Below are 23,005 nucleotides of genomic sequence, written 5' to 3'. Positions count from 1 at the left end.
GGCTGCCACTCTTCTGCGCCTACCCCTCGCTGGTTCGTCGCGGCTGGATCGTCGCGCTCGGTTCCACCCCCGATCATCCCAGCTCAGCGCCAGGAGCACCGGGTCAGGGGAACCTTCCCTCACCCGGTGACCTCCGTCACGCTCCGTGGTCGGGCACTCCCACGCGTCCCCGGTGTCCCACGGGCCGCTCGTGCGGGGAACTCGGGGCGCGTTGCTGGTCGACGGGCCTGCGGATGCCTAGCGTCGCTCGCCATGACCGTGGTCGAGTCAGCGGCGCTCACCGCGGCGATCCCCAGCCCGCGCACGCCTCTTCCGGCGGAGTCGTCGGGCGGCCGTGCGCCGGCCGCCGGGACGGGGCGCCACGTCCGCCGGCGCCGTCTGGTGCGCTGGCTCCTCGGCGCCGCCCTCGGGCTGTCCTTCGCGCTCACCTGCCTGCTCGTGGGGCTGCCGACCGACCGCGTCGTCCTGCTCGGCTGGGTCGTGGCCGGCCTGACGCTGTACGCCGTCGTCGACGGTCCCCGCCGCGTCGGCCGGCTCCTCGTCGACTGGCTGCCCCTGGTGGCCCTGCTGCTGGCCTACGACGCGAGCCGGGGGCTCGCCGACGGCTTCGGCGCGACGGTGCACGTCGCCGAGCTCGCCACGGCCGACCGGTGGCTGTCCGGCGGCAGTCTGCCGACGGTCGTGCTCCAGCAGCACTGGCAGGCCGACTGGTGGAAGGCCGTCGCCTCGCTGGTCTACGCCAGCCACTTCGTCGTGACGCCGGTCGTGCTCGGGGTGCTGTGGATCCGCGACCGCGACCGGTGGAAGACGTTCGCCGGCCTGGTCGTCGGGCTGTCGGCCGCCGGTCTGCTCACCTACGTCCTGTATCCGGCCGCGCCGCCGTGGCTGGCGGCGAAGGACGGCGTCATCGAGCCGGTCCGCCGGCTCAGTGGCGCCGGCTGGGAGGTGCTCGGCCTGCCGCGCGCCGGCGCCCTCCTCGCCGACAGCCAGGGCCAGGTCAACCAGGTGGCGGCCGTGCCCTCCTGCACACCGCCTTCGCCGTCCTCGTCTGCCTGGTGCTGCTGCCGGTCGCGCGCCGGCACTGGCAGCGCCTCGTGCTGCTGGGCTACGGGCCGGGGATGGCGCTCGTGCTGGTGTGGTCCGGGAGCACTACGTGGTCGACACCCTGCTGGGCGCGGCGTACGCGGGCGCGGTCGTCGCCGCGGCGGCGCAGTGGCGGGCCTGGCGACGGCGGACCGATCCCTGTCCGGGAACGGTTGCCGACGAGCGGGTCGGCGCCCTGACCGGGGGCGGGTGACCCCTACCGTGTACGGATGAGCGGAGCCGTTCCCGAGCCGCTGCCCGACTGGCTGAGCGGTGCACGGCGGATCGTCGTCCTCACCGGCGCCGGGATCTCCACCGAGAGCGGCATCCCCGACTACCGGGGGCCCAACGGCGTGTGGACCAAGGACCCCGACGCCGAGAAGCTCGTGACGCTCTCGTACTACGTGAGCGATCCCGAGATCCGCCGGCGCGCCTGGCTGATGCGCCGCGACCTGCGCGGGGACATCGCCCCGAACGCGGGCCACCGGGCGCTGGCCGACCTGGAGCGCCAGGGGCGGCTGCGCGCCCTGCTCACCCAGAACATCGACGGGCTGCACCAGCAGGCGGGTTCCTCGCCGGACGTCGTCCTCGAGCTGCACGGGACCATCCACGAGGTGGCGTGCCTGTCCTGCGGCGACCGGACGACGATGGACAGCGCCATGGCGCGCATCGACGCCGGCGACCCGGACCCCGGCTGCCTGGGCTGCGGCGGCATCCTCAAGTCGGCCACGATCAGCTTCGGCCAGCTGCTGGACGCCGACGTGATCGCCGCGGCGGCCGCGGCGGCCGCGGACTGCGACGTGTTCATGGCCGTCGGCACGTCGCTGACCGTGCACCCGGCCGCGGGGCTGACCGACATCGCGGCGGGCTCGGGTGCCCGGGTCGTCGTCGTCAACGCCGAGCCCACGCCCTACGACCGGACGGCCGACCTCGTCGTCCGGGAGCCGATCGGCGGTGCCCTGCCGCGGTTGCTCGGCGTCGCCGGCTGAGCGGACGCGCACCGCTCGTCGTGACCGGTCGCGGCCGTTAGCGTGACGGGGACCACGACGAGTGGCCGGCTCGACCGGCCCTTCCCCGGGAGCCGGCATGCGCGTGCCCTTGACCACCCGCGACTTCCTCGACCGGGCCGAGCTCGTCTACGGCGACCGCGTCGGCATCGTCGACGAGCCGAGCCAGCCGGCCCCTCGCTGGGGGAGGTGAGCTACCGCGAGGTCGCCCGCCGCGGCCGGGCGCTGCAGGCCGGTCTCGACGAGCTGGGCATCGGCGAGGGCGAGCGGGTGGCCATCGTCAGCCACAACGCCGGGCGCCTGCTGGAACTCCTCCTGTCGGTGCCGTCGTCGGGCCGGGTGGCGGTGCCGATCAACTTCCGGCTCTCGCCCGAGGAGGTCCGCTACATCGTCGGCCACTCCGGCGCCCGCGTGCTGCTGGTCGACCCGGAGCTGGAGTCCTCGCTGAAGGGGATCGAGGCCGAGCACCGGTTCGGCACGGGGAGGAGTACGAGCAGCAGTTGCTGCGCTTCGACGCCGAGCCCCGCGCCTGGGCCGAGCCCGACGAGGACGCCACCGCCACGATCAACTACACCAGCGGGACGACGGCGCGGCCGAAGGGCGTGCAGATGACCCACCGCAACCTGTGGGTCAACGCGGTCACCTTCGGCATGCACATGCAGGTCAGCGACCGCGACGTCTACCTGCACACGCTACCGATGTTCCACTGCAACGGCTGGGGCCTGCCGTACACGATGGCCGGGCTGGGGGCCCGGCAGGTGGTGCTGCGCAAGGTGGACGGCGCCGAGATCCTGCGCCGGGTCGACCAGCACGGCGTCACGGTCATGGCCGGGGCGCCCGCCGTCTGGAACGCGGTCCTCGAGGCGGCCGCCGACTGGGACGGCGAGATCCCCGGGCGGGACCGGGTGCGGATCATCGTGGCCGGCGCTCCGCCGCCGTCGAAGACGATCGCCCGTGTCGAGGCGGAGCTCGGGTGGGAGTTCAACCAGATCTACGGCCTCACCGAGACCGCGCCGCTGCTCACCATCAACCGGCCGCGCGCGGAGTACGACGAGCTGGAGCCGGAGGAGCGCGCGAAGAAGCTGTCGAGGGCCGGCGTCCCGGCCCTCGGCGTCCGCCTGGAGACCAGCGAGAGCGGCGAGGTGCTGGCGCAGTCCAACGTCGTGCTCGCCGGGTACTGGGAGAACCCCGACGCCTCGGCGGAGGCGCTGGAGGGCGGCTGGTTCCACACGGGGGACGGCGGCTCGATCGACGACGGCGGCTACGTGACCATCTCCGACCGCAAGAAGGACGTGATCATCACCGGCGGGGAGAACGTCTCCTCGATCGAGGTGGAGGACGCCGTCTTCAGCCACCCCGCCGTCGCCGAGGTGGCCGTCATCGGCGTCCCCGACGACAAGTGGGGCGAGATGGTGACCGCACTCGTCGTCGTCGCCGAGGGCGAGACGGTCACGGCGGACGACATCGTCACCCACTGCCGGGGCAGGATCGCCGGGTACAAGATCCCGAAGCGGGTCGAGTTCCGCGACGAGCTGGCCCGCACCGCCACCGGGAAGATCCAGAAGTTCAAGCTGCGCGAGTCGTTCTGGGAGGACTCCGAGCGCAAGGTGAACTGAGGAAGGACTGTGAGTGTGGCCGGGTCGGTACATCGGTGATGGGCTGACGGCCGACAGCAGTGGGTGTGACTCCAGGGAGGACTGGCTTCGTGCCTTGCATGGGACCTGTCCGCCTGCTGCTGTCGGCACCGGCCCGGCGGGAGACGTTGGCCTGATCAGGAGCTTGACCGCCAGTAGCTGCTGGCGTGTCTCATCACAGTCCTGCCATCTCCGCACCGGACCGGGACCTGCCGCGTCCCCCGGTCAAGGAGAAGAACGCATGTCCATGCTGGCAGAACTGGTCGAGGTCGTCATCGGCGTCGACACGCACAAAGACACCCACACCGCTGCCGTGATCGACACCGGCACCGGCGGGGTGCTGGCCCGGATCACCGTGCCGGCTGACCCGGACGGTTATGCCCGGCTCAGCGCGGTGGCGCAGGAGCACCCGGGCTGCGGGCCTGGGCGATGGAAGGCTCTGGCGGCTACGGCGCCGGCCTGGCCCGGCACCTGGCCGAGCTCGGTGAACTGGTCATCGAACTGGACCGCCCCAAGCGCCCGGCGCGCAAGGCCGGAGCGAAGTCTGATCCGATCGACGCCGAACGCGCCGCCCGGGATGCGCTGGCCCGCACCCACCTGGCCCAGCCCAAGACCGGTGGCCAGCGCGCGGCGCTGCAGATGCGACTGACCGCCCGCCGGGCCGCGATCGAGGCCGCCACAGCCGCCCAGCGGCAGCTGCACGCGCTGGTCACCACCGCCCCCGAGGTGGTCCGGGGCAAGTTCCGCGGACAGTCCACCCGCACCATGATCACCACCGCTGCCCGGCTGCGACCGACGGCGGCCACCGGGGAGCTGGAGGTGATCACGGCGTTGACGGTGCTGCGCGATCTGGCCCGCCGGATCCGGTTCATGGAGAAAGAAGCCCGCGGGCACGAGACCCAGATCCGCGCCATCGTGCGGTCCTGGCGGCCCGATCTGCTCGAGCTGACCGGAGTCGGCCCGATCGTCGCCGCCACCGCGCTCACCGCCTGGTCCCACCCCGGCCGCTGCCGCGACGATGGCGCCTTCGCCATGCTCGCCGGCACCGCACCGATCCCGGCGTCCTCGGGCAAGACCGTCCGCTACCGACTCAACCGAGCAGGCGACCGACAGCTCAACCGCGCCCTGCACACCGTGGCCCTCGTCCGGCTACAACGCGACGCACGCACCCGCGCCTACGCCGACCGCCGCCGCGCCCAGGGCAAGACCGACCGAGAGATCAAACGCATCCTCAAGCGCTACATCGCCCGCGAGCTCTACCGCCGCCTCGAAACAGTCCCCACGACGCCTTGACACGTCATAGGAGCGTCCCCCGCTGCCGCCACCTTCGCAGCCCCGCGGTGGGGCCCTGCAGGATCCTGTTGGCCGATCGCCCTTGCATGCTGGTGCTGGCCGCAGGAGTCCGGTTCCGAGGGTGCAGCGGAGCCCCGCTGTCCACGTAGAGCCCCACGATCGACTGTCCGGCCGCGTCATGGCGCGGCTCAAGGCTCCGGCGCGCGGCTCGACCCGCTCGTCAGCGGCGGCCGGCGGCCCGACGGACGTCTGCGACTGCCGGGGCTCGACCGCCCACCGGCGACTCGGCCTACCCCTGCTGAGGGCGCTCTCGTACCGATTTCTCCCACGGTCGGAGTGAGGACCAAGGCTGACGGCTGCCTCGGGGCCTCACCCGGAAGGGGAGCCGACCTCCTCCGCGCTGTTCCGTTCACCCGATCCGGTCGATCTGGACGCAGTGCACCCCCGTGGTGCACGACGTCGGTCGAGACCGGTGCCCCCGTCCGGGTGGTTCCGGGCAACGGAGGAGTCGGGTTCGTGAGCACGCAGGACGGAACGCACCGACGGGGTGCCCGCTGGGTGCACCGCATGATCGGGGTCGGGGCCGTCGCGGTCATCGGCCTCGTCGCGGCCCCGGGGATCGCGGTGGCTGCGCCGCGCAACCCCAGCGACGCCCAGCTCACCCAGGCGCAGCAGGCGAAGGCCGACGCCGCCGCCCGGGTCGGCGCCATCACCGATCAGCTCACCCAGGCTCGGGCGGCCGCCGACGCGTCGCACCAGGCCGCGCTGATCGCGCTGCAGGACTACGAGGACAAGCAGGCGGCGTACGAGACCGCCCGCGCCACTGCCGATGCCGCGTCCGCCGTGGCGGCCGCGGCGGCCGCCGACCTCGTGGAGGGGCGCAACGACGTCGTCGCCTTCGCGCGCACCAGCTACATGCAGGGGACCACCGCCCCGGGCATGGCCGCCCTGCTCAGTGCCGGTGGCCCCGCCGAGTTCGTGGAGCGCGCGGCCCTGCTCGACGCCGCCGGCGTGCACCGGACCGACGTCCTCACCGAGCTCACCGTCCTGCAGGTGCAGGCCGACGCCGCCGACGCGGTCGCGAAGGAGACCGTCGAGGCGGCCACCGCCATCCAGGCGCAGGCCGCCGACCTGCTCGCCCACGCCCAGACCCAGGAGGTGTCGGCGCGCGCCCAGGCGGATGCGATCGATGCCGAGGAGGACGGGCTGCGGGCCGAGCTCCAGCAGGCCGAGCAGACGCTGTACGCCCTGGAGGGTGCCCGGACGGCAGCCCAGCAGCAGGCCGCACGGCAGGCCGCGTCCGCGACGCAGCGCACGCCGACGCCCGCCCCGCCCGTGGCCAGCCCGCCGCGCCCGGCCCCGCAGGCTCCGTCGTCCGGCGGTGGCACGGCCGGCGCCCCGTCGGCGTCGGCGGTGCAGACCGCGATCGCGGCCGCCAGGACGCAGCTGGGCGTCGCGTACTCCTGGGGCGGTGGCGGGAGCAACGGACCCAGCTACGGCATCTCGCCCGACACCCAGGTGTTCGGCTTCGACTGCTCCGGGCTCACCCAGTACGCCTACGCCCAGGCCGGCATCGCCATCGGCGGGACCAGCCGGGACCAGTGGTGGCTCAACCGGCGCAAGCAGGTGGCCACCGGCGACCTGAAGCCCGGCGACCTGCTCTTCTGGGGCGGCGACCGCAACGACTACATGTCGATCACGCACGTGGCCCTCTACCTCGGCAACGGGCAGATGATCGAGGCTCCCGACCGCGGGAAGCACGTGACGATCGCCAGCGCGCGGACCGCGAGCTCCACCTACTTCGGCGCCGTCCGCCCCACGGCCTGAGCGGATCGCTCCACAGGGGCGCAGAGAATTCAGGGCGTCGGGCAGCCACGGGGGAGCTGCCCGACGCGCTGCCCAGGCTAGCAGTCACGGGGCTCCGAGGGCAGGCTTGTGGACGCGCCGTCGGCGACTCCCAGCCGACTCACAGGAGGGCGCTCCGCCATCCCCGGCCGTCGATCGGATCGATGTAGGACACTGGCACGGGGAGCGGTCCTGCCGCCCCGTCGACGCACCGCCCCGGAGGGCGGCCGCCGGCCGGCACGACCAGGGAGCACCGTGAGTAGCGCTGCCAGCACGCCGATCGACACCACGCCGGATCCGCAGACCCGCGGCGACGCGCCGGTCCCGCCGTCGGCCGACGCGGCCCGGCTGGAGCGGGTCCTGTTCGAGATCAAGCGGGTCATCGTCGGCCAGGACCGCCTCGTCGAGCGCATGCTCGTCGCGCTGCTGGCCCGGGGCCACGTGCTGCTCGAGGGCGTGCCGGGCGTGGCGAAGACCCTCGCCGTCGAGACGCTGGCCACCGCCGTCGGCGGGAAGTTCGCCCGGCTCCAGTTCACCCCCGACCTGGTGCCGGCCGACATCATCGGCACCCGCATCTACAAGGCCGGCCAGGACGCGTTCGAGACCGAGCTCGGGCCGGTCTTCGCGAACTTCGTGCTCACCGACGAGATCAACCGCGCGCCGGCCAAGGTGCAGTCGGCGCTGCTGGAGGTCATGGCCGAGCGGCAGGTGTCGATCGGCGGCGTCACCCACCCGTTGCCCGATCCCTTCCTGGTGCTGGCCACCCAGAACCCGATCGAGTCCGAGGGCGTCTACCCGCTGCCCGAGGCCCAGCGCGACCGGTTCCTCATGAAGGTGCTGGTGGACTACCCGAGCCCGGAGGAGGAGCGGGAGATCGTCTACCGGATGGGCTCCGAGCCGCCGGTGGCCGAGACGGTGCTGGGCCCCGACGAGCTGCGCCGGCTGCAGAGGACCGCCTCGCAGGTCTTCGTCCACCACGCCCTCGTCGACTACGTCGTCCGCCTCGTGGTGGCCACGCGCTCGCCGCGGGAGCACGGCATGGAGGACGTCGCCAACTGGGTGTCCTACGGAGCGAGCCCCCGTGCCTCGCTGGGCCTCATCGCCGCCAGCCGGGCGCTGGCCCTGGTCAGGGGCGGGACTACGTGCTGCCCCAGGACGTCCTCGACATCACCGCGGACGTGCTGCGGCACCGTCTGGTGCTCTCCTACGACGCCCTGGCCGACGGCGTCCCGGCCGACCACATCGTCAAGCGGATCGTGCAGACGGTCCCGCTGCCGCAGGTCGCCCCGCGGCAGAACGCCACCGGCTTCGGGCCGGGCACGCCCGGCGGACCGCACGTGCCGCAGGCGCCGCAGTTCGGCCCGTCCCAGATGCATCCGGGGCAGGGCGGGCTCCCGCAGAACGGGCCCGACGGCCAGGGCGGGCCGTCGGCCAACGGCTACGCGCACGGGCCGCACCCCGCGTGATCCGGCGTCGTCGCGCCGCGCAGGCGGCGCAGCCGGCCGTCGACCACCCCGGCCTGCTCCTGCACCCGGCCACCCCGGGTTCCGGGATCGACGCGGGGAGGGCGACGGCGCGCCCCCGCGCTTCACCGACGGTCCGGCCGACGTGCTGTTGCGCCGGCTCGAGCTCACCGTGCGCCGACGGCTCGACGGGCTGCTGCAGGGCGACCACCTCGGCCTCGTCCCCGGCTCGGGCTCGGAGGCCGGCGACTCGCGCACCTACCACCCGGGGGACGACGTCCGGCGGATGGACTGGCCGGTCACCGCCCGCACCCAGGTGCCGCACGTCCGGATGACCATCGCCGACCGGGAGCTGGAGACCTGGGCCGTCGTCGACCTGTCGGCGAGCCTCGACTTCGGCACCGCCAACTGCCAGAAGCGCGACCTCGCCATCGCCGGGCTCGCGGCCGTCGGTCATCTGACCGTGCACGGGGGCAACCGGCTGGGCGCCGTCGTCACCACGGGGAGCGGGTGGACCGCTACCCCGCCATGCCGGGCCGGCTGGCCGCCGAGCGGCTGCTGCGGTCGGTGGTGGCCACCCCGCGCGCCACGAGCGGGCGCCGGGGTGACCTCGCCGCCGCCCTGGAGACGCTGCGCCGTCCGGAGCGCCGCCGTGGGCTGGTCGTGGTGATCTCGGACTTCCTGGGGGACAGCGACTGGGAGCGGCCCCTGCGCGGGCTCTCGGCCCGGCACGAGCTGCTCGCCATCGAGGTCGTGGACCCGCGCGAGCTCGAGCTCCCCGACGTGGGGCTGCTGACCGTCGTCGACCCGGAGACCGGCCAGACGCTCGAGGTGCCCACCGGAGACGCGGAGTTCAGGGCCCGGTTCGCCGCCGGGGCTGCGGCCCAGCGGGAGGAGGTCGCCGCGGCGCTGCGTCGGGCCGGGGCCGGCCACCTGCGGCTGCGCACCGACCGGGACTGGTTGATGGACGTCGTCCGATTCGTCGCCGACCGACGCCGGGCCGGCAGCGGAGGAGCGTCCCGATGACCTTCCAGGCACCCCTGTGGTTGCTGGCGCTCCTGCTCGTCGTGGCGCTGGTGGCGGTGTACGTCGTCCTGCAGTTGCGCCGCAAGGCCTACGCCGCCCGCTTCACCAACGTCGCCCTGCTGGGCTCGCTGGTGCCCAAGCGACCGGGCTGGAAGCGGCACGTCGCCTTCGGCATCGTCGCGGTGGGGCTGGCCACGCTGGTCGTCTCCTCGCGATGCCCAGCACGGAGGTGCGGGTGCCGCGGGAGCGGGCGACGGTGATCATGGCCGTCGACGTGTCGTTGTCGATGCAGGCCAGAGACGTCGAGCCCGACCGCTTCCGGGCGATGCAGACCGCGGCCAAGGAGTTCGTCGACGTCCTACCCGAGCGGATCAACCTCGGGCTGGTCTCCTTCGCCGGCACCGCGACCACCGTCGTCCCGCCGACGACCGACCGCATGCAGGTGGCCGCTGCGATCGACAACCTCGACCTCGCCGAGGCCACGGCGATCGGCGAGGCAGTGTTCACCTCGCTGAGCGCGATCGAGAACTTCCAGTCCTCGCTGGACGCGGGGAGGAGGCGGCGGCACCGGCCCGCATCGTGCTCCTGTCAGACGGCTACAACACCGTCGGCCGGGAGGACACGCAGGCGATCGACGCCGCCCGCGAGGCCGGTGTCCCGGTCTCGACGATCGCCTTCGGCACCGACTACGGCACCCTCGACCTGGACGGCGAGACCGTGCCCGTGCCGGTCGACCGGGCCACCCTCGAGGAGATCGCCGACGCGACCGGTGGCAGCTACAGCGAAGCGGCCAGCGCGGCCGAGCTGGAGCAGGTCTACGAGGACCTGGGCAGCCAGATCGGCTACACGACCGAGCCGCAGGACGTGAGCTACTGGTTCGTGCGCGCCGGCGTCGTCCTGGCCCTGATCGGCGTCGTCCTCAGCCTGCTCTGGACCAACCGCCTGGTCTAGCTGGTCGCCTGCTCAGCCCGGGGTGCCCGGCGGGAGGACGGGCACCAGGAGGTGGGACCCGTACCGGCCGCCGGTGTGCACCCGGTGCGTCCCCCGGTTCACCGTGTCCTCGTGGCGGGCGTAGGTGAGGGGCTTCGGGTAGCGCATGACGTCGCTGCCCTGGACGACGAGCAGCAGCCGCTCACCCGCCTCGAACCGGGTGCCCGATGGCAGGACCTCGATGTCGAGACGGACGACCTCGTCGGGGCGGACGGGCAGCTCGCGCTGGTGCGCGAGGACCGGGAGGTACTCGGTGGACCGCTCCTCGTCCAGTTCCCGGTGCGAGGCGCGCTGCCAGCCGACGGCGACGGGGCCGTCCTCGAACTGCGCGTAGTAGGGAATCCGACGTGCCGACCCTCGGCGTCGAGCTTGAACAGGGCAACGAAGACGTCCATGTCCTCCCCGTCGGACGTGGACACGTGCAGCGCGGCCGTGATGTGGCCGACCAGCTCCACCGGCTCGTCGAACGCGATCTCGAAGGTGGCCCGGTGCGGGTCCAGCCCGCTGCCCAGCCCGTCGTAGGCCACGCTCTCCTCGTCGTCGACGGGTGACCAGCCGAGGGAGCCGTCGCCGGCCCGCAGGTGGAGCTCGCGGTACTCGACGTCCTCCAGCGGCCAGTCCGTGGCGATGCGGTGCTCGCCGTCGTAGTAGGCGTTGCGCACCTCCACGCGCACGCGGGGCCAGTCCTCGATGCCGGTGTCCTTGCCGAGGAGGAAGTGGTCGAAGAACGCCCGCTGCCGCTCGACCTGCTCGGGCTCGTAGTAGTAGGCCCACTTCTTCCGCCCGTGGACGTCGAGCCACTTCTGGGGTGAGGAGATGCGCCGGAACCCTCGAGGGTGCCGCGGGTGTGCAGGCCCTGGTCCGACCAGCTGGCCACGACGAACGCCGGCACCCGGATCTCCTCCAGCCTGGCGCTCTTCGACTGCCAGAACGCGTCGTCGAAGGGATGCGCCGCCGTCTCCGCCTCGAGGTCCTCGATCTCGGTCACGCTCGCGCCCCAGCGCTCCCAGATGTAGGGCCAGAACGAGGTCTCCGGGATGCCGCCGTGACGGGCGACCTCCCGGTAGGTGTCGCTCCACCCCTCCCAGGGGTTGATCGCCGCGAGATGCGGCGGGTCGAGCTCGGCGACCCGCCACTGCGACACCGTCAGGTACGAGACGCCCGACAGCCCGACCTTGCCGGCGCTCCACGGCTGCGTCCCGGCCCACTCGATCAGGTCGGCGAACGCCTGCGCCTCCTGCGGGGAGCAGTAGGTCGCCCGGCCCTCGCAGTACCAGGTGCCCGGGATGTCGGCGATGACGATCGCGTAACCGTGCGGCACCCAGTAGTCGGGGTCGGGGGCCTCGAACGTCGTCAGCTCGCCGGTGTGCTCGGGCAGCACACCGGCGGCGGGGTAGATCACGCCGATGGGCGCCGGGTTGTGCTTGCCGTACGGCGACCAGCTGATCAGCGGTGCCGCGGGGACGTCGGTGTCCGGCCGGTAGACGTCGACGTGGATCCGCTCGCCGGAGGCACCGACCGGGACGGCGACGTCCCGCTCGATCACCATCCCGGGCCGACGCTCCGTGCGCGGGTTCGGCGGGCGGCCCGCCCTCGACTCGGGCGTGCTGCGCGGAGCCCGGAACAGCAGGTCGACGTCGTCGTCGGACTTCACAACTCTCCTACCGATCAGCCGGCGGGGTCGAGGACGAGCTTGCCGGTGGAGCGCCGGGCGAGCAGGTCCTCGTGCGCCGTGCGAACGTCGGACAGCGGGTAGCGGCCGCCGACGACGGGCTTGAGCCTGCCGTCGGCCACCATCGGCAGCAGGTCGTGCATCGCGGCGTCCATCATCGCGGGGCGGGCCATGCAGTGGGCCAGCCAGAAACCGATGACGGCGCGGCTGGTGCCCATCAGCGACGGGGCCTGCACCGGCTTCGGCGGCACCCGGCCCGCCATGCCGTAGGCGGCCAGCCGGCCGAACGGGGCCAGCGCCGACATCGCGCCGTCGAAGACCTTGCCGCCGGTCATCTCCAGGACGATGTCGACTCGTCTGCCGCCGTTGGCCTCACGGAGCGCCGCGGTGAAGTTCTTCGGATCCTCCTCGGCCAGGGCCGGGTCGACCGTCGCGTCGGCGCCGAGGTCCTCGCACAGAGCGCGCTTCTCCGCACTCGAGGCGGTGGCGATGACCCGGCCGGCGCCCCACTCCTTGGCCAGCTGGACGGCGAGGCTGCCGACGCCACCCGCACCGGCGATGACGACGACGGACTCGCCTTCGGCCAGGTGCGTGCTCGTGCGCAGGAGGTGCCAGGCGGTGGCGCCTTGGAGGACGACGGCGAGCGCCTGCTCGTCGCTGACGCCCTCGGGCACGGCCCAGGTGAGGAAGTCGTGCGCGACCACCTTCTCGGCGTAGCCACCGCCGTCCAGGAGCCCGATCACCCGCTGGCCGCCACCGACCGGAGTCCCGACGAACTCGGCTCCCGGGACCAGCGGCAGTTGCTGCTGCGCGAGGTAGGAGTTCTCGATCTGGTGGGTGTCGGCGAAGTTGACTCCTGCGGAGCTGACCTCGTAGAGCTGCTGACCGGGCCCTGGGGTGGGGTCGGGGAGGTCGACGATGTCCATGACCTCGGGGCCGCCGAATTCGGTGATCTGGACTGCGCGCATGGGGGTGAGGCTATGACCTGCTCACGCCCGAACGTCGTTCCGGCCAGCCCCGCCGGTCGCCAGGTGCTCGGCCGCGGGTCAGCCGCCGGCGAGCCGCTGCAGCCGGGTGGTCAGCGCGGTCCGCCGGTCGGCGTTGCCGTGCAGGTCCACGTACCGCTGCCCGAAGCCGGCCAGCAGCGTGTCGTCCAACCGGCGCACGGCACCCGGGGGATAGCGGTAGTCCATCCGGGCGGTGATGCCGCTGTCGTCGGCGCCGCGCAGCACCTCGCCCAGCTCCACCAGGCTGGTCACGCCCAGTTCGAGCAGCAGGCCGGAGATCCAGGTGTAGTGATCCGGGCGCGACCAGCCGGCGTCGGCGTACTGCCCGGCCAGGAACGCAGCCAGTTCCCGGGGCGCGATCCGAGGGTCGTCGGAATCGGTGTCGTCGGCGTCGTCGCCGGGAACCGGTGCTCGGAGGCGCTCGCGGATCGCGGTGAACTCCTGATCGGCCAGCTCCAGCAACCCGGCGGCCAGGGTGAACCGGCGGTCGAACTCGGAGGCGTGCTCGTCCGGCACCGTGCCCTTGTAGCGGATGTCGTGCTCGAACTCAGCCCAAGCGTGCTGCAGCACCGTGCGCACCTGCACCTGCACCACGCGCCCGACCAACTCCGGCAGCTCGGTCGCCCGACCCGGGTCCACGCCGATCAGCAGGTGCCGGCTGGAGTAACCGAACCGGCCCTGCTGAGCGGTCCGCCGCCCCATGTCGCGGTCGTCGATCACCCGCACCTGCGCGGCGAGCAGCTCGGCGACCGCCTCCACGTCGCTCTGCACGTAGGTGATCACCCGCACGCCGATCTGGTCGGTGATCTCCCGCGCCGGGTCTGGATAGACAGGCACGCCGTCGATCGCGCGAGCCGCCTTCTCCGCGAACGAGGCGATGGTCTTGGTCCGCCCGGTCACCGAGAGGTAGTTGATCCCAGCGTCGTCGAGCAACCCGGTGACGAGCGCGAGCGCCTGCGCCCCGGCGACCAGGGTCTCGGGCCGGCCGTCGGCGTACGCCTGGATGGCCTGCTGCACCTGGTCGGGCGGGGGTGCGGCGACCCGGGGGCCGGGCTGCAGGTCCGGCGGCAGGGTCGGGGTCACGATGGCGCCGCCGGCTGCGTCGCCGTAGGTGGTCACCTCGTCCGGGCGCCGGACGGCGATCCATCCCACGTAGGCGCAGACCACGGCGTCGACCTGGTCCTCCGCCACCCGCAGCTCGCTCTTGCGGGTGGCAGCCTGCACCTGTTGGCGCAGCGCGGCGAACGGTGCACCGAGGTCGAGCTCGACCACCGCGCCCAGCAGGTCGATGAGCAGCAGCAGCTCCGCGCGCATCTGCTCGAGCATCCGACCCGGCTTGTTCTTGTACTTCAGCGTGCGGCCCAGCCGGAACAGCGCCACCGTCGCCGCGTGCGGGTAGACCTCGATCGCCCGGCGGTCGCGGCCCGAGCGGGGGTCGAGGTCCAGCCCTAAGCGCCGGCCGATCCGCCCGCCGCGGGTGTCACCATCGGTGAACTCGGGTTTGCCGGTGTTCGTCGGGTGCGCCCCGGCCTCGAACCTCGCGAAGTCGGCGTTGAGCGCTCGCTCGGCGGCCCGGTTCCCGGTGGCGTTGGTGACCACCAGCGGGGCGTCGATCGCCACGATGCACGGGCCGGCGGTGAACGGGGCGAGCGCGGTCTCGATCTGTTCGTCGGTGCGCACCGCACTGACGTGCACCAGCCGGCCGGCGTCGTCCAGCACGGCGAGGCCGGTGGGCTGCTTGAGCCCCCAGGCGAGGTCGATCCCGATGTGCTGCACGGGGTCAGCTTGCCCCGCCCCGCACCTCGTCGGGGCTCGTCCCGTGGGATCTGCCTGGCGTGTGCGTGTGCGTGTGACGGTCTGCCCGAGGTCGCTCGGATGTGCACCTGGCCTCAGGTAGGGCTCGCGGTCGTGTCAGGCGGAGGCCGGACCTCTGCCTTCATCTCCGTCAACCGGTGCCGCCCAGCCCTGACTCCTCACTACAGCTGACCCTCGCCGCCGGCCTCGAGGTTGTCGAGGCGGGTGGTCAGGAAGGTTCGCTCGACAGCGTTGCTCGTCGACGCCAGCGCTTCCTCGTACGCCGATCGGGCCTCATCGATCCGGCCCAGCCGGCGGAGGAAGTCCGCCCTGGCCGCTGGGAAGTACCCGTAGCCGGCCAGCTGCCGCTCGCCGGCCAGCGCATCCAGCGCGGCGAGCCCCGCCTCGGCCCCTCTGCGAAGCCCACGGCCACCGCGCGGTTGAGCGCGACCACCGGCGACGGCCAGACCTCACCGAGGATGCCGTAGAGCGCCAGGATCTCGTTCCAGTCGGTGTCGGTCCACGTCGGCGACTCCGCGTGGACCGCGGCGATGGCCGCCTGCAGGGCGTAACGGGACGGTGGCCGGTGGCGCAGGGCCTCGCGCACCAGCGCCGCGCCCTCTTCGATGGCCCGGTGGTCCCAGCGGGAGCGGTCCTGCTCCTCGAGCAGCAGGAGCCGGCCATCGGAGCCGGTACGGGTCTCCCGACGGGCGTCGGTGAGCAGCAGCAGCGCCAGTAGACCTGTTACGCCCGGATCCTCGGGCAGTAGCTGGCGCAGCATGCGGCACAGGTCCAGCGACCGCTCGACGAGGTCTCGGCGCACCAGCTCCTCGCCGGTGGGCGTCGTGTGGCCGGTGGTGAACAACAGGTGCACGACAGCGAGGACGGCGTCCACCCGCTCGGGCAGCTCCGCCGCCGGGGGCACCCGGTACGGGATACGGGCCGCGGCGATCTTCTTCTTTGCGCGAGTCATCCGCGCTGCCATCGTCGCCTCGGGAACGAGGAAGGCACGGGCCACCTCGGCGGTCGACAGCCCGCACACGAGGCGCAGGGTGAGGGCCACCTGGGCTGCCTGGCCCAGCGCCGGGTGACAGCAGGTGGCGATCAGCCTGAGCCGGTCGTCCGGGAGTGGGACATCCTCGGGGCGCTCGGCGAGCAGCTCGGCGGGCCCTGGCACCGTCGGTTCCTCGACGAGCAGAGGCAGCGCGCGGCGTTCCACGCCCCGGTGCCGGAGGACGTTGAGAGCCCGCCGCTTCGCCGTCGTCGTCAGCCAGGCACCGGGACGAGCCGGGATACCGGAGGTCCGCCAGTCGGTGAGGGCGGCGGCGAACGCCTCCTGGGCGCACTCCTCCGCGACGTCGAGATCACGAGTGACCCGCACCGTCGCGGCGAGCACCAGGGCCCACTCGCGACGGTGCGCGTCGGCGACTGCGGCGGCGACCGATGACGTCTCCAGGCTCATCCGGTCACCTGCCCGCTCAGTCGAACGTCCTGACCGGGCGGACCTCCACCCCGCCGAAGCGAGCCGGAGTCATGCGGGCCACCGCGAGCGCGGCGTCGAGGTCGGGAGCCTCGACGAGGTAGTAGCCGCCGAGCGCCTCCTTGGTCTCGACGAAGGGGCCGTCGGTCACCTCGGACCCGCCGCGGACGCTCGTCGCGGTACTGATCGGCTGCAGCGCCTCGCCGCCGAGGACCTTGGCGCCGTGCTCCTCCACCTGTGCGGCGAAGTCGCCATGCGCCTGGTAGACCTCGCCCAGGACCTCGGGCGTCGCGGTCGCGTACTGCGCCTCGTCCTCGTAGATCAGGATCAGGTACTGAGCCATCGGGCTTCCCTCCCTCGGGGCCCGTCGTTCGGGCCCACACCACTCCGACACGCATGTCACACCCGGATCGACATCTACGGGAAGAATTTCTCGCGCCTCTCGCTATCAACCCGTCGGGAGCGGTGACGTCCAACGCCGTGGTTCGGCCCGATGTGGGTTTCAGGACACGGAGTGGTGGGTGTCGGCGAAGTTGACTCCTGCCGAGCTCACCTCGTAGCGCTGCTGACCGGGCCCAGGGGTGGGATCGGTCAGGTCGACGAGGTCCATGGCCTCGGGGCCGCCGAAGCGGGTGATCTGCACGGCTCGCATGCAGATCGGCTAGGGCGGACGCCGGACGGCTACTCGTCCGGGCGAAGACTGCCGGTGATCCAGGAAAGGATGACAGGAGCCCCACTAGCGCGTGCCCGAGGAGCTCGCGCCGCCGATCGTGCGGTTGATGGAGGCCCAGCACGGGCACGTCGACGCGCTGCTCAGCGAGATCGGGGAAGTCCACCGGGCTTGCTCGGCCGCCAGTGCGAGGTAACAGTCGCCGGGATGGTCCGCAGCCGGTCGTCCGTGGCGCGCGCCCGCGGAGCCGGCTCCAGTTCCCGGCGGAGGCGGGCGGCGTAGGCCTGCAGCGAGGCGTCGACCCGGGCCGGCGGCTGCTCGCCCCGGTTCTGGTCGACCAGGTGGGACACCGACACCGGCCTACCCTCGGCGGCGACGAGCAGTGCCCGCGGTCCCGGCCCACCGAGGTCGGCAGGCGCGCCGTCCACCTCCACCGCCGGCTCGCCGAAGACCCGGACCCGCACGGGGCGGATGCCGGGCGCGACGGGACCCGACCGTCACACGGACGAGCAGCAGGCGGCGCCCGGGACCCCGGGCGCCGCCTGGACGTGGGCGTGGTGCCGGCGGTCAGCCGACGGATGCGAACTCTCGGGTGGCGGTGGTCTTCTCGGCGCCCGCGCCGGTCGCCGCGGTACCCAGCGCCCAGAGAGCCAGCAGCACGCCCGCGACGGCGAACAGTGGCGTGAACTCGGTGTCGGGCGACAGGAACGTCAGCGGCACCACCACGGCGTGCGCCAGCCCGCCCACGATGCCGAACACGGCCACGACGCGGCGCAGACCGCCCTGGATCCTCGCCAGGGTCGTGGCGAGGTATGCGACGGCCAGGCCGCTGACGGGGTACAGGACGGCGGCGAGCCCCAGGTGGGTGAAGGCGACCGGGGCAGCGTGGCCTTCGTGCAGCGCGTGGCTGTCGACGACGGCGGCGAGGTGGAAGACCGTCTCGACCGCGTAGAGGGAGAGGGCCACGACCGCGACGGCGAGGGGCGTCCGGCTGCCGCGGGCCAGACCTGCCGGCGGCGAGCCATCCAGAGGCCTGCGACGAGCAGCACGGTGCCGGCCACGACCAGCGTGTGCCCGGGCACCCACATGTCGTCGGCGGTCATCATCGCCAGTTCCTCGCGCATCGAGCCCGAGGCGTCGGGTCGGGGTGCATGGGGCCGCCGGCGAGCAGGGCGGCTCCGGAGGCGAAGAGGGCCAACCGCCAGCCCTGCGGCCGGCGAGGAGCAGAGGTCTGGGTGTCCGGGGAGGTCGTCATGGCCGCAACGCTGACGGCAGCGACTTGCAACCTGCTGGTCGAACTCTTGGACTCCGGCGCAAGGCGACGCACGCCTCGCCCGAGGAACCGCTGCGCGCGTGAGCGAGCCCCAGTCGCACAGGGTCTGCTGAAGACTCCTGGGCGGTTGTCGGGCCCCGAAGCGAGGAATCTGCACGGGTCACCTGCAGGGAAGGCGGGGGCTCGTCCGGAGCGCCCTTCCGGGCCAGTGCGGGGCGGCGACCGTGCCTGCGGCTTAGGGTTCTCTGCGTGGCGCAGACCGTCGATCCGGGACCTGATCCCCTCGAGGTGATCGCTGCGCAGTTGGACGCCGTCATCGAAAGTGCGCCCTTCGGTATCGGGCTGTTCGACGTGGACGTCCGTCACGTCCGCGTGAATCCCGTTCTGGTGGAGATGAACGGGTTGCCGGCGTCGGAACTGCTGGGACGTAGGCCGGCTGAGCTGCATCCGTCCGTCGGAGGAGAGGCCGAGCTGCTCTACCGGGAGGTGATGCACTCGGGTCGACCGCGGCGGGACGTGCTGCTGACCGGCGAGATCGGGAGCCGGCCGGGCGACATCCGGCACTGGAACGCCAGCTTCTTCCCCGTCCGGCAGGCCCACGAGGTCATCGGGCTGTGCGTGGTCGTGGCCGACGTGACCACCGAGCACCGACTGACCGTCGCGCTGGCGGCCTCGGAGGAAGCGCACCGCCGCCTGGCCGAGGACCTGCAGCGCAGTCTCCTGCCGCATGCCCTCCCTCGACTGGCAGGCATGGAGCTGGGCAGCGTCTACCGGCCCAGCGGTGTCGTGGCCGCCGTCGGCGGGGACTTCTACGACCTCGTCGAGCTCGACGACGCGTCCTGCCTGCTCGTCATCGGCGACGTCGAGGGCACCGGACCCGTCGCGGCTTCGCTCACCGCCGCCGCACGGTATGCGATCCGGGCGACGGCCGTGCGGACCACCGATCCGGCGGAGCTGCTGCGCATCGCGAACGAGGTGCTCCTGCGCGAAGGGGCTCCCAACGGGACATGCACGGTCGCCTGCGTGCTGGCAACCCGGGTGGGGGACCTGATCGAACTGCGCGCGGCATCCGCCGGGCACCCGTTGCCGCTCATCCTGCGGAGAAGTTCGGACGGAGTGGAGGAGCTCGGCGCTCCGGGGCCACTCCTGGGCGTCTTGCCCGACGTCCGTCTGCCGGTGTCCAGGGCGACGCTGTCGGCGGGAGATGTGCTGGTCCTCTACACCGACGGTGTCACCGAAGCGCGGTACCGGACACCGGAGGGCGCCCTCGAGCTGTTCGGCGAGGAACGGCTGCGCTCGGTGCTGGCCGCGACCGCCTCGGCCGGCGCGGCGGAGATCGCCCGGACCGTGGAGACGGCGGTCGCGACGTTCGAGTCCGGCCATCCGGCCGACGACCTGGCCGTTCTCGCCCTGAAGGTCCCAGCCGGCGCGTGACCTCGACCGCTGTCGCGCCACCAGGACTCCTTGGAGGTCGCTGACCGGCGACTGCGGGGCTGCGCTCCGGTGTCCGGGCAGGGCATGCGACATCGGTACGGCGAGGCGCCGAAGTCCCGGCCCGGGCTGGCCCGCTGGGAGGTTGGCGGGAAGGTCCGCAACGCCTTCTGGCTCAGTGCTCCTTCGCGACGATGCGTGTGTGCCGCGACGTCACGTAGGGGCGCCGAGCGGCGGGTGCTCGAGCACGCGCGGCTTGTACTCGAGCAGCTGGATGCGGCCGTCGAAAGTCCGGTGCTCGATCATCTCGAGGGCGACGTCCGGGTAGCCGTCGTAGATGCGTTCCTCGCCCGTGGCCCCGGTGATCACCGGGAACATCCCGACCCGGAAGCGGTCGACGAGTCCGGCCTTCAGCAGAGACCGGCACAGGCTGAGGCTGCCGATCGTGCTGAGGAGCCCCGAGCCGTTCTCCTTCATGGCGCGGACCGCTTCGACGGCGTCGTCGCGGACGAGCGTGCAGTTGGCCCACGCCAGTGGCTCCTCGAGCGAAGAGGAGAACACCACCTTGGGCGCTTGCGTGAGCTCGTCGACGGACGCCTCTTCCTCGGGCCTGAAATCCTCCTGACCATTCGGGACCTCGCCCGCGGCGAAGCCCGACATCAGGCGGTAGGTGTTCGCTCCCATCAGGTAGGTGACCTCGGGCTGCTCGGCGAGCCACGCCAGGTACTCCGGGCCCTCAAGGCCCCAGAACCCGGGCCAGCCCTCTCCCGATGCGTAGCCGTCGAGGGAGGTGATGAAGTCGACGAGTAGCTCTGACATGGCGGTGTCCTTTTCCGGGGTGTCACGAGCTTGGACCGGCCGGGAGCCACGAACTCATCGGCCGCGCTGTGGAGCAACGAGGCACCCGTGACGCTGCAGCCGTTTCCCAGCCGGCCCGCGCCCAGCGGGCTGCGCCGACCTGACCCATGCCCACCTGTCTTCCCGTTGCAGTTGGCGACGTGGAGGCCGGTCACCTCCTGCAGCCCCGGGGGCTGATGCCAGACGGATGGACGTGGCGGCGCCTCCGCCTGGGGACTTCGTCAGCGGCCCAAGGAACGGAACGAGGAGCCGCTGGACGCGGGCGGGGTCCTCGGCCCCGAAGGACGTGCGCACCCTCCCGGGGTGCGGCGCGTCGGCGGTGACCGACGTGCCGTCCAGACGCCGCGCCAGCTCGTGGGTGAACAGGACGTCGGCCAACGTGGCAGCGGCGGGGATGGACCCCGTCCGGTCCGCCCGCTAGCTAGCCGTCCGCATCCGACGCCGGCCCGTCCGTGCCCGGGGCCGAGGTTCCTGACGAGCGCCCGGGGCCGACGGCAGGAGCGGCGCCGCCGAGCTCTTTGCTCACCGTCGGATCGGCGTCGTCCGGCTGCGGTACCCGTGGGTCGTCCGGGAGTCGGACGTCGACCTCGTCGCCCGGCGCTGCCACGGGTGCGTCGTCCTGCGGGTGGATGCTTCCGCCGTCCATGCCGTGGGACTACCCGGGCCGTCGCCCGGAACTCGGCCGGCTCCCCAGATCGGCAGACCTGCCGATGCCCTGTGTCCTCACGGCGGGTCGGCCGCGGCGGGAGCGGCCGTCGGAGCCGGCTCGGGAAGCGCGTTCGCGATGACGTCCGGCTCGGTGTCGGGCCGCGCCGCGGGCACCGCGTAGGCCCAGACGAGGTGCCGCACGACCGTGCCCGTGTTCCCGGCGAGGTAGGCCCGGGCCCGTTCCTCCAGCGCGGCGTCGGCGACCGTGCCGCGTTCGACGTGCTGCCGCAGGTGCTCCCGCCACGTTCCGACGGTGAACGTCTCCAGGAACAGCTCGGGGTCCTCGGCGTCCTGGAACACGCCCCACAGGGAGGCACCGGTGCGGCGCCGGGCACGGGCGAGATATCGCATCACCTCCAGGAAGCCGGGGACGTCGGCGTCCCGCACCCGCCACTCCACGGTGACCAGCACCGGCCCCGCGTCGGGATCCCAGTCCAGGGACGGCGGCCGCGGCCACGGGAGTTCGCTGTGCCGGACGTCGTGCTCGGACTGCAGCGGCACCAGGAGGAGTCCCAGCAGCGCGGCGAGCACGAGTCCCGCAGCCGGCAGGAGGAACGCCGCGGTGAGTCCGAGGGTGTCCGCCACCGCACCCCACATCACCGCCCCGAGCGCCTGCCCGCCCATGAACACGAGCTGGAAGTACGCCAGCGCCCGGGCCCGGGCCCAGGTGGGAGCAGCAGTTGGGCGGTCGCGTTCAGCGTGGACTGCACGGCGATCCAGCTGAGGCCCGCCAGCACCAGGGCGGCGACGACCACCACCGGTGAGGGATGCACGCCCACCACGGCCACGGCCGCCGCGTAGCCCAGCGTCGCGGCGGGCACGACCACGCCCGAGCCCCGCCGGGCGCGCAGCCGCGGCAGCACCGCGGTGCCGAGCACCGCCCCCGCCCCCACCGCGACCAGCAGCCCCCGTACCCGTTCGGGCCCATGCCCATGGGGCCGCGCGCCACGGCCGGCAGCAGTGCCCAGAGACCGCTGGCGAACACCATGAAAAGGGCCGAACGGGCGAGCACGCTGCGGAACGCGGGCGCGCTGCGGACGTACCGCAGGCCCGCCCGGATGGCCTGGCCGATCGGCTCGGCACCCAGCGGCCGCCGCGTGGCCGGCCGTGGCCAGCGGTACAGGACGGCGAGGACTCCGAGGAAGGACGCGGAGTTCAGCGCGAACGCGGCGGCGGGACCGGCCGCGGCGACCAGCAGCCCGCCGACCGCCGGCCCGACGGCGCGGGCGACGTTGGCATTGGCGCCGTTGAGCAGCGCCGCGAGGGGAGCTCCTCCCGGGGCACCAGTTCGGGCTGGACCGCCTGGAAGCAGGGCGCGGCGAGCGCCTGCCCGACCGCCAGCACGGCGGTGAGGGCGAGCAGCCGGTTCGGCGTCACCCCACCCACCGCCGTCAGCACGGCCAGCGCGGCGGACGCCAGCAGCATCAGCGTCTGGCTGAGCAGCAGCAGCCGCCGGCGGTCGAGGACGTCCCCGAGCGCCCCCGCGGGAATGACGAGGAGGAAGACGGGCAGCGTGGCCGCCGTCTGCACGAGGGCGATCTGCAGGGCGCTGCCGCCGAGGTCCCCCATGAGCCACTGCGCGCCCACCGTCTGGGCCCAGGTGCCCGTGTTGGCGACGAACTGGGCGATCCACAGCGCGCGGAACCAGCCGTGCCGCAGCGGCGCCCAGGCGGACGGGACCGCGGCCGGGGATGAGCCGGGAGCAGGGGTGTCCCGGCGGACGTCGACGACGTCGACCATTCCGAGCAGCCCTCCCCACCGGATCCGTGCC

At 73.0% G+C, this 23,005-nt stretch carries 21 protein-coding genes and 7 pseudogenes; 14 read left to right on the top strand and 14 right to left on the bottom strand.

Translation table 11 applies throughout. The features are described 5' to 3' along the window. Positions 1-252 precede the first annotated feature (252 nt). The 12 genes and pseudogenes from U6N30_RS17320 (at position 253) to U6N30_RS17260 (ending at position 10,302) form a co-directional block, all read left to right on the top strand. Positions 253-1,317, top strand: coding sequence for a phosphatase PAP2 family protein (locus U6N30_RS17320; RefSeq protein WP_324273230.1), 1,065 nt, complete (start codon positions 253-255; stop codon positions 1,315-1,317). Beyond that, complete coding sequence (locus tag U6N30_RS17315) at positions 1,314-2,072, top strand: SIR2 family NAD-dependent protein deacylase (RefSeq protein WP_324273229.1); 759 nt, start codon at positions 1,314-1,316, stop codon at positions 2,070-2,072. The genes U6N30_RS17320 and U6N30_RS17315 overlap by 4 nt, the downstream gene beginning before the upstream one ends. Before the next feature lie 207 nt (positions 2,073-2,279). Further along, positions 2,280-2,702, top strand: a complete 423-nt coding sequence (locus U6N30_RS17310) for an AMP-binding protein (RefSeq protein WP_324273228.1) — start codon at positions 2,280-2,282, stop codon at positions 2,700-2,702. Further along, positions 2,591-3,706, top strand: coding sequence for an AMP-binding protein (locus U6N30_RS17305; RefSeq protein WP_324273227.1), 1,116 nt, complete (start codon positions 2,591-2,593; stop codon positions 3,704-3,706). Before U6N30_RS17310 ends, U6N30_RS17305 begins: the two co-directional genes overlap by 112 nt. A gap of 447 nt (positions 3,707-4,153) precedes the next feature. Further along, complete coding sequence (locus U6N30_RS17300; protein WP_324273226.1) at positions 4,154-5,017, top strand: transposase; 864 nt, start codon at positions 4,154-4,156, stop codon at positions 5,015-5,017. 516 nt (positions 5,018-5,533) lie between these two features. Then, a complete protein-coding gene (locus U6N30_RS17295) occupies positions 5,534-6,844 on the top strand; it encodes a C40 family peptidase (RefSeq protein ID WP_324273225.1) in 1,311 nt (436 codons plus the stop codon). A gap of 108 nt (positions 6,845-6,952) precedes the next feature. Continuing rightward, a pseudogene (locus tag U6N30_RS35515) lies at positions 6,953-7,681 on the top strand (AAA family ATPase); the annotation flags it as partial. A gap of 323 nt (positions 7,682-8,004) precedes the next feature. Then, positions 8,005-8,328, top strand: a complete 324-nt coding sequence (locus U6N30_RS35510) for a hypothetical protein (protein ID WP_324278348.1) — start codon at positions 8,005-8,007, stop codon at positions 8,326-8,328. A 283-nt stretch (positions 8,329-8,611) separates the two neighbouring features. Next, positions 8,612-9,351: pseudogene (locus U6N30_RS35505) on the top strand (DUF58 domain-containing protein). After that, complete coding sequence (locus U6N30_RS17270) at positions 9,348-9,611, top strand: BatA domain-containing protein (protein WP_324273223.1); 264 nt, start codon at positions 9,348-9,350, stop codon at positions 9,609-9,611. The pseudogene U6N30_RS35505 and the gene U6N30_RS17270 overlap by 4 nt, the downstream one beginning before the upstream one ends. After that, positions 9,566-9,823: pseudogene (locus U6N30_RS17265) on the top strand (VWA domain-containing protein); the annotation flags it as partial. The gene U6N30_RS17270 and the pseudogene U6N30_RS17265, both read left to right, overlap by 46 nt. A gap of 107 nt (positions 9,824-9,930) precedes the next feature. After that, a complete protein-coding gene (locus U6N30_RS17260; RefSeq protein ID WP_324278589.1) occupies positions 9,931-10,302 on the top strand; it encodes a vWA domain-containing protein in 372 nt (123 codons plus the stop codon). Between the two features lie 12 nt (positions 10,303-10,314). Here the strand turns inward: U6N30_RS17260 and U6N30_RS34055 are convergent, their stop codons facing one another. The 9 genes and pseudogenes from U6N30_RS34055 to U6N30_RS17225 form a co-directional block, all read right to left on the bottom strand. Continuing rightward, complete coding sequence (locus U6N30_RS34055; RefSeq protein ID WP_422678125.1) at positions 10,315-10,614, bottom strand: CocE/NonD family hydrolase C-terminal non-catalytic domain-containing protein; 300 nt, start codon at positions 10,612-10,614, stop codon at positions 10,315-10,317. A 137-nt stretch (positions 10,615-10,751) separates the two neighbouring features. Then, positions 10,752-11,003 (bottom strand): annotated as a pseudogene (locus U6N30_RS34050) (CocE/NonD family hydrolase C-terminal non-catalytic domain-containing protein); the annotation flags it as partial. Positions 11,004-11,188: 185 nt separating this feature from the next. Further along, positions 11,189-11,890, bottom strand: a pseudogene (locus U6N30_RS17250) (CocE/NonD family hydrolase); the annotation flags it as partial. Positions 11,891-12,009: 119 nt separating this feature from the next. Next, on the bottom strand, positions 12,010-12,981 hold the full coding sequence (locus U6N30_RS17245; protein ID WP_324273222.1) for a quinone oxidoreductase family protein: 972 nt from the start codon (positions 12,979-12,981) through the stop codon (positions 12,010-12,012). A 78-nt stretch (positions 12,982-13,059) separates the two neighbouring features. Next, entirely contained in the window at positions 13,060-14,796 is a 1,737-nt protein-coding gene (locus tag U6N30_RS17240) for a DUF429 domain-containing protein (RefSeq protein ID WP_324273221.1), read from the bottom strand. 200 nt (positions 14,797-14,996) lie between these two features. Beyond that, entirely contained in the window at positions 14,997-15,176 is a 180-nt protein-coding gene (locus tag U6N30_RS34045; protein ID WP_422678124.1) for a tetratricopeptide repeat protein, read from the bottom strand. 293 nt (positions 15,177-15,469) lie between these two features. Next, positions 15,470-16,276 (bottom strand): annotated as a pseudogene (locus U6N30_RS17235) (RNA polymerase sigma factor); the annotation flags it as partial. A 16-nt stretch (positions 16,277-16,292) separates the two neighbouring features. Further along, entirely contained in the window at positions 16,293-16,637 is a 345-nt protein-coding gene (locus tag U6N30_RS17230; RefSeq protein WP_324273219.1) for a YciI family protein, read from the bottom strand. Positions 16,638-16,796: 159 nt separating this feature from the next. Continuing rightward, positions 16,797-16,946 (bottom strand): Zn-dependent oxidoreductase, encoded by a 150-nt coding sequence (locus tag U6N30_RS17225; protein WP_324273218.1) that lies wholly within the window; start codon positions 16,944-16,946, stop codon positions 16,797-16,799. Positions 16,947-17,037: 91 nt separating this feature from the next. Here U6N30_RS17225 and U6N30_RS17220 point away from each other — a divergent pair, with 91 nt between their 5' ends. After that, positions 17,038-17,160, top strand: a complete 123-nt coding sequence (locus U6N30_RS17220) for a hypothetical protein (RefSeq protein ID WP_324273217.1) — start codon at positions 17,038-17,040, stop codon at positions 17,158-17,160. A gap of 371 nt (positions 17,161-17,531) precedes the next feature. Here U6N30_RS17220 and U6N30_RS17215 read toward each other — a convergent pair whose 3' ends face one another. Together U6N30_RS17215 and U6N30_RS17210 are read right to left on the bottom strand one after the other, a co-directional pair. After that, positions 17,532-17,930 (bottom strand): hypothetical protein, encoded by a 399-nt coding sequence (locus U6N30_RS17215; protein WP_324273216.1) that lies wholly within the window; start codon positions 17,928-17,930, stop codon positions 17,532-17,534. 136 nt (positions 17,931-18,066) lie between these two features. Beyond that, positions 18,067-18,219, bottom strand: a complete 153-nt coding sequence (locus tag U6N30_RS17210) for a hypothetical protein (protein ID WP_324273215.1) — start codon at positions 18,217-18,219, stop codon at positions 18,067-18,069. A gap of 267 nt (positions 18,220-18,486) precedes the next feature. On the opposite strand from U6N30_RS17210, the gene U6N30_RS17205 reads away from it, so the two are divergent. Then, the gene (locus tag U6N30_RS17205; RefSeq protein WP_324273214.1) at positions 18,487-19,671 is read left to right on the top strand and encodes a PP2C family protein-serine/threonine phosphatase; all 1,185 of its coding nucleotides are present in this window, start codon (positions 18,487-18,489) and stop codon (positions 19,669-19,671) included. 210 nt (positions 19,672-19,881) lie between these two features. Here the strand turns inward: U6N30_RS17205 and U6N30_RS17200 are convergent, their stop codons facing one another. The 3 genes and pseudogenes from U6N30_RS17200 to U6N30_RS17190 form a co-directional block, all read right to left on the bottom strand. Beyond that, positions 19,882-20,487, bottom strand: a complete 606-nt coding sequence (locus U6N30_RS17200; protein ID WP_324273213.1) for a dihydrofolate reductase family protein — start codon at positions 20,485-20,487, stop codon at positions 19,882-19,884. A 762-nt stretch (positions 20,488-21,249) separates the two neighbouring features. Then, positions 21,250-21,858 carry an MFS transporter gene (locus tag U6N30_RS17195; protein WP_324278345.1) on the bottom strand — a complete coding sequence of 203 codons (609 nt, stop codon included), beginning with the start codon at positions 21,856-21,858 and terminating at the stop codon, positions 21,250-21,252. Continuing rightward, positions 21,831-22,974: pseudogene (locus tag U6N30_RS17190) on the bottom strand (MFS transporter). Before U6N30_RS17190 ends, U6N30_RS17195 begins: the two are co-directional and overlap by 28 nt. Positions 22,975-23,005 lie beyond the last annotated feature (31 nt).

Source organism: Blastococcus brunescens (genome assembly GCF_035320885.1).
GTDB lineage: Bacteria > Actinomycetota > Actinomycetes > Mycobacteriales > Geodermatophilaceae > Blastococcus_B > Blastococcus_B brunescens.
The sequence above is the reverse complement of the archived record's forward strand: the minus strand, read 5'-3'. Positions and strand labels throughout refer to the sequence as shown.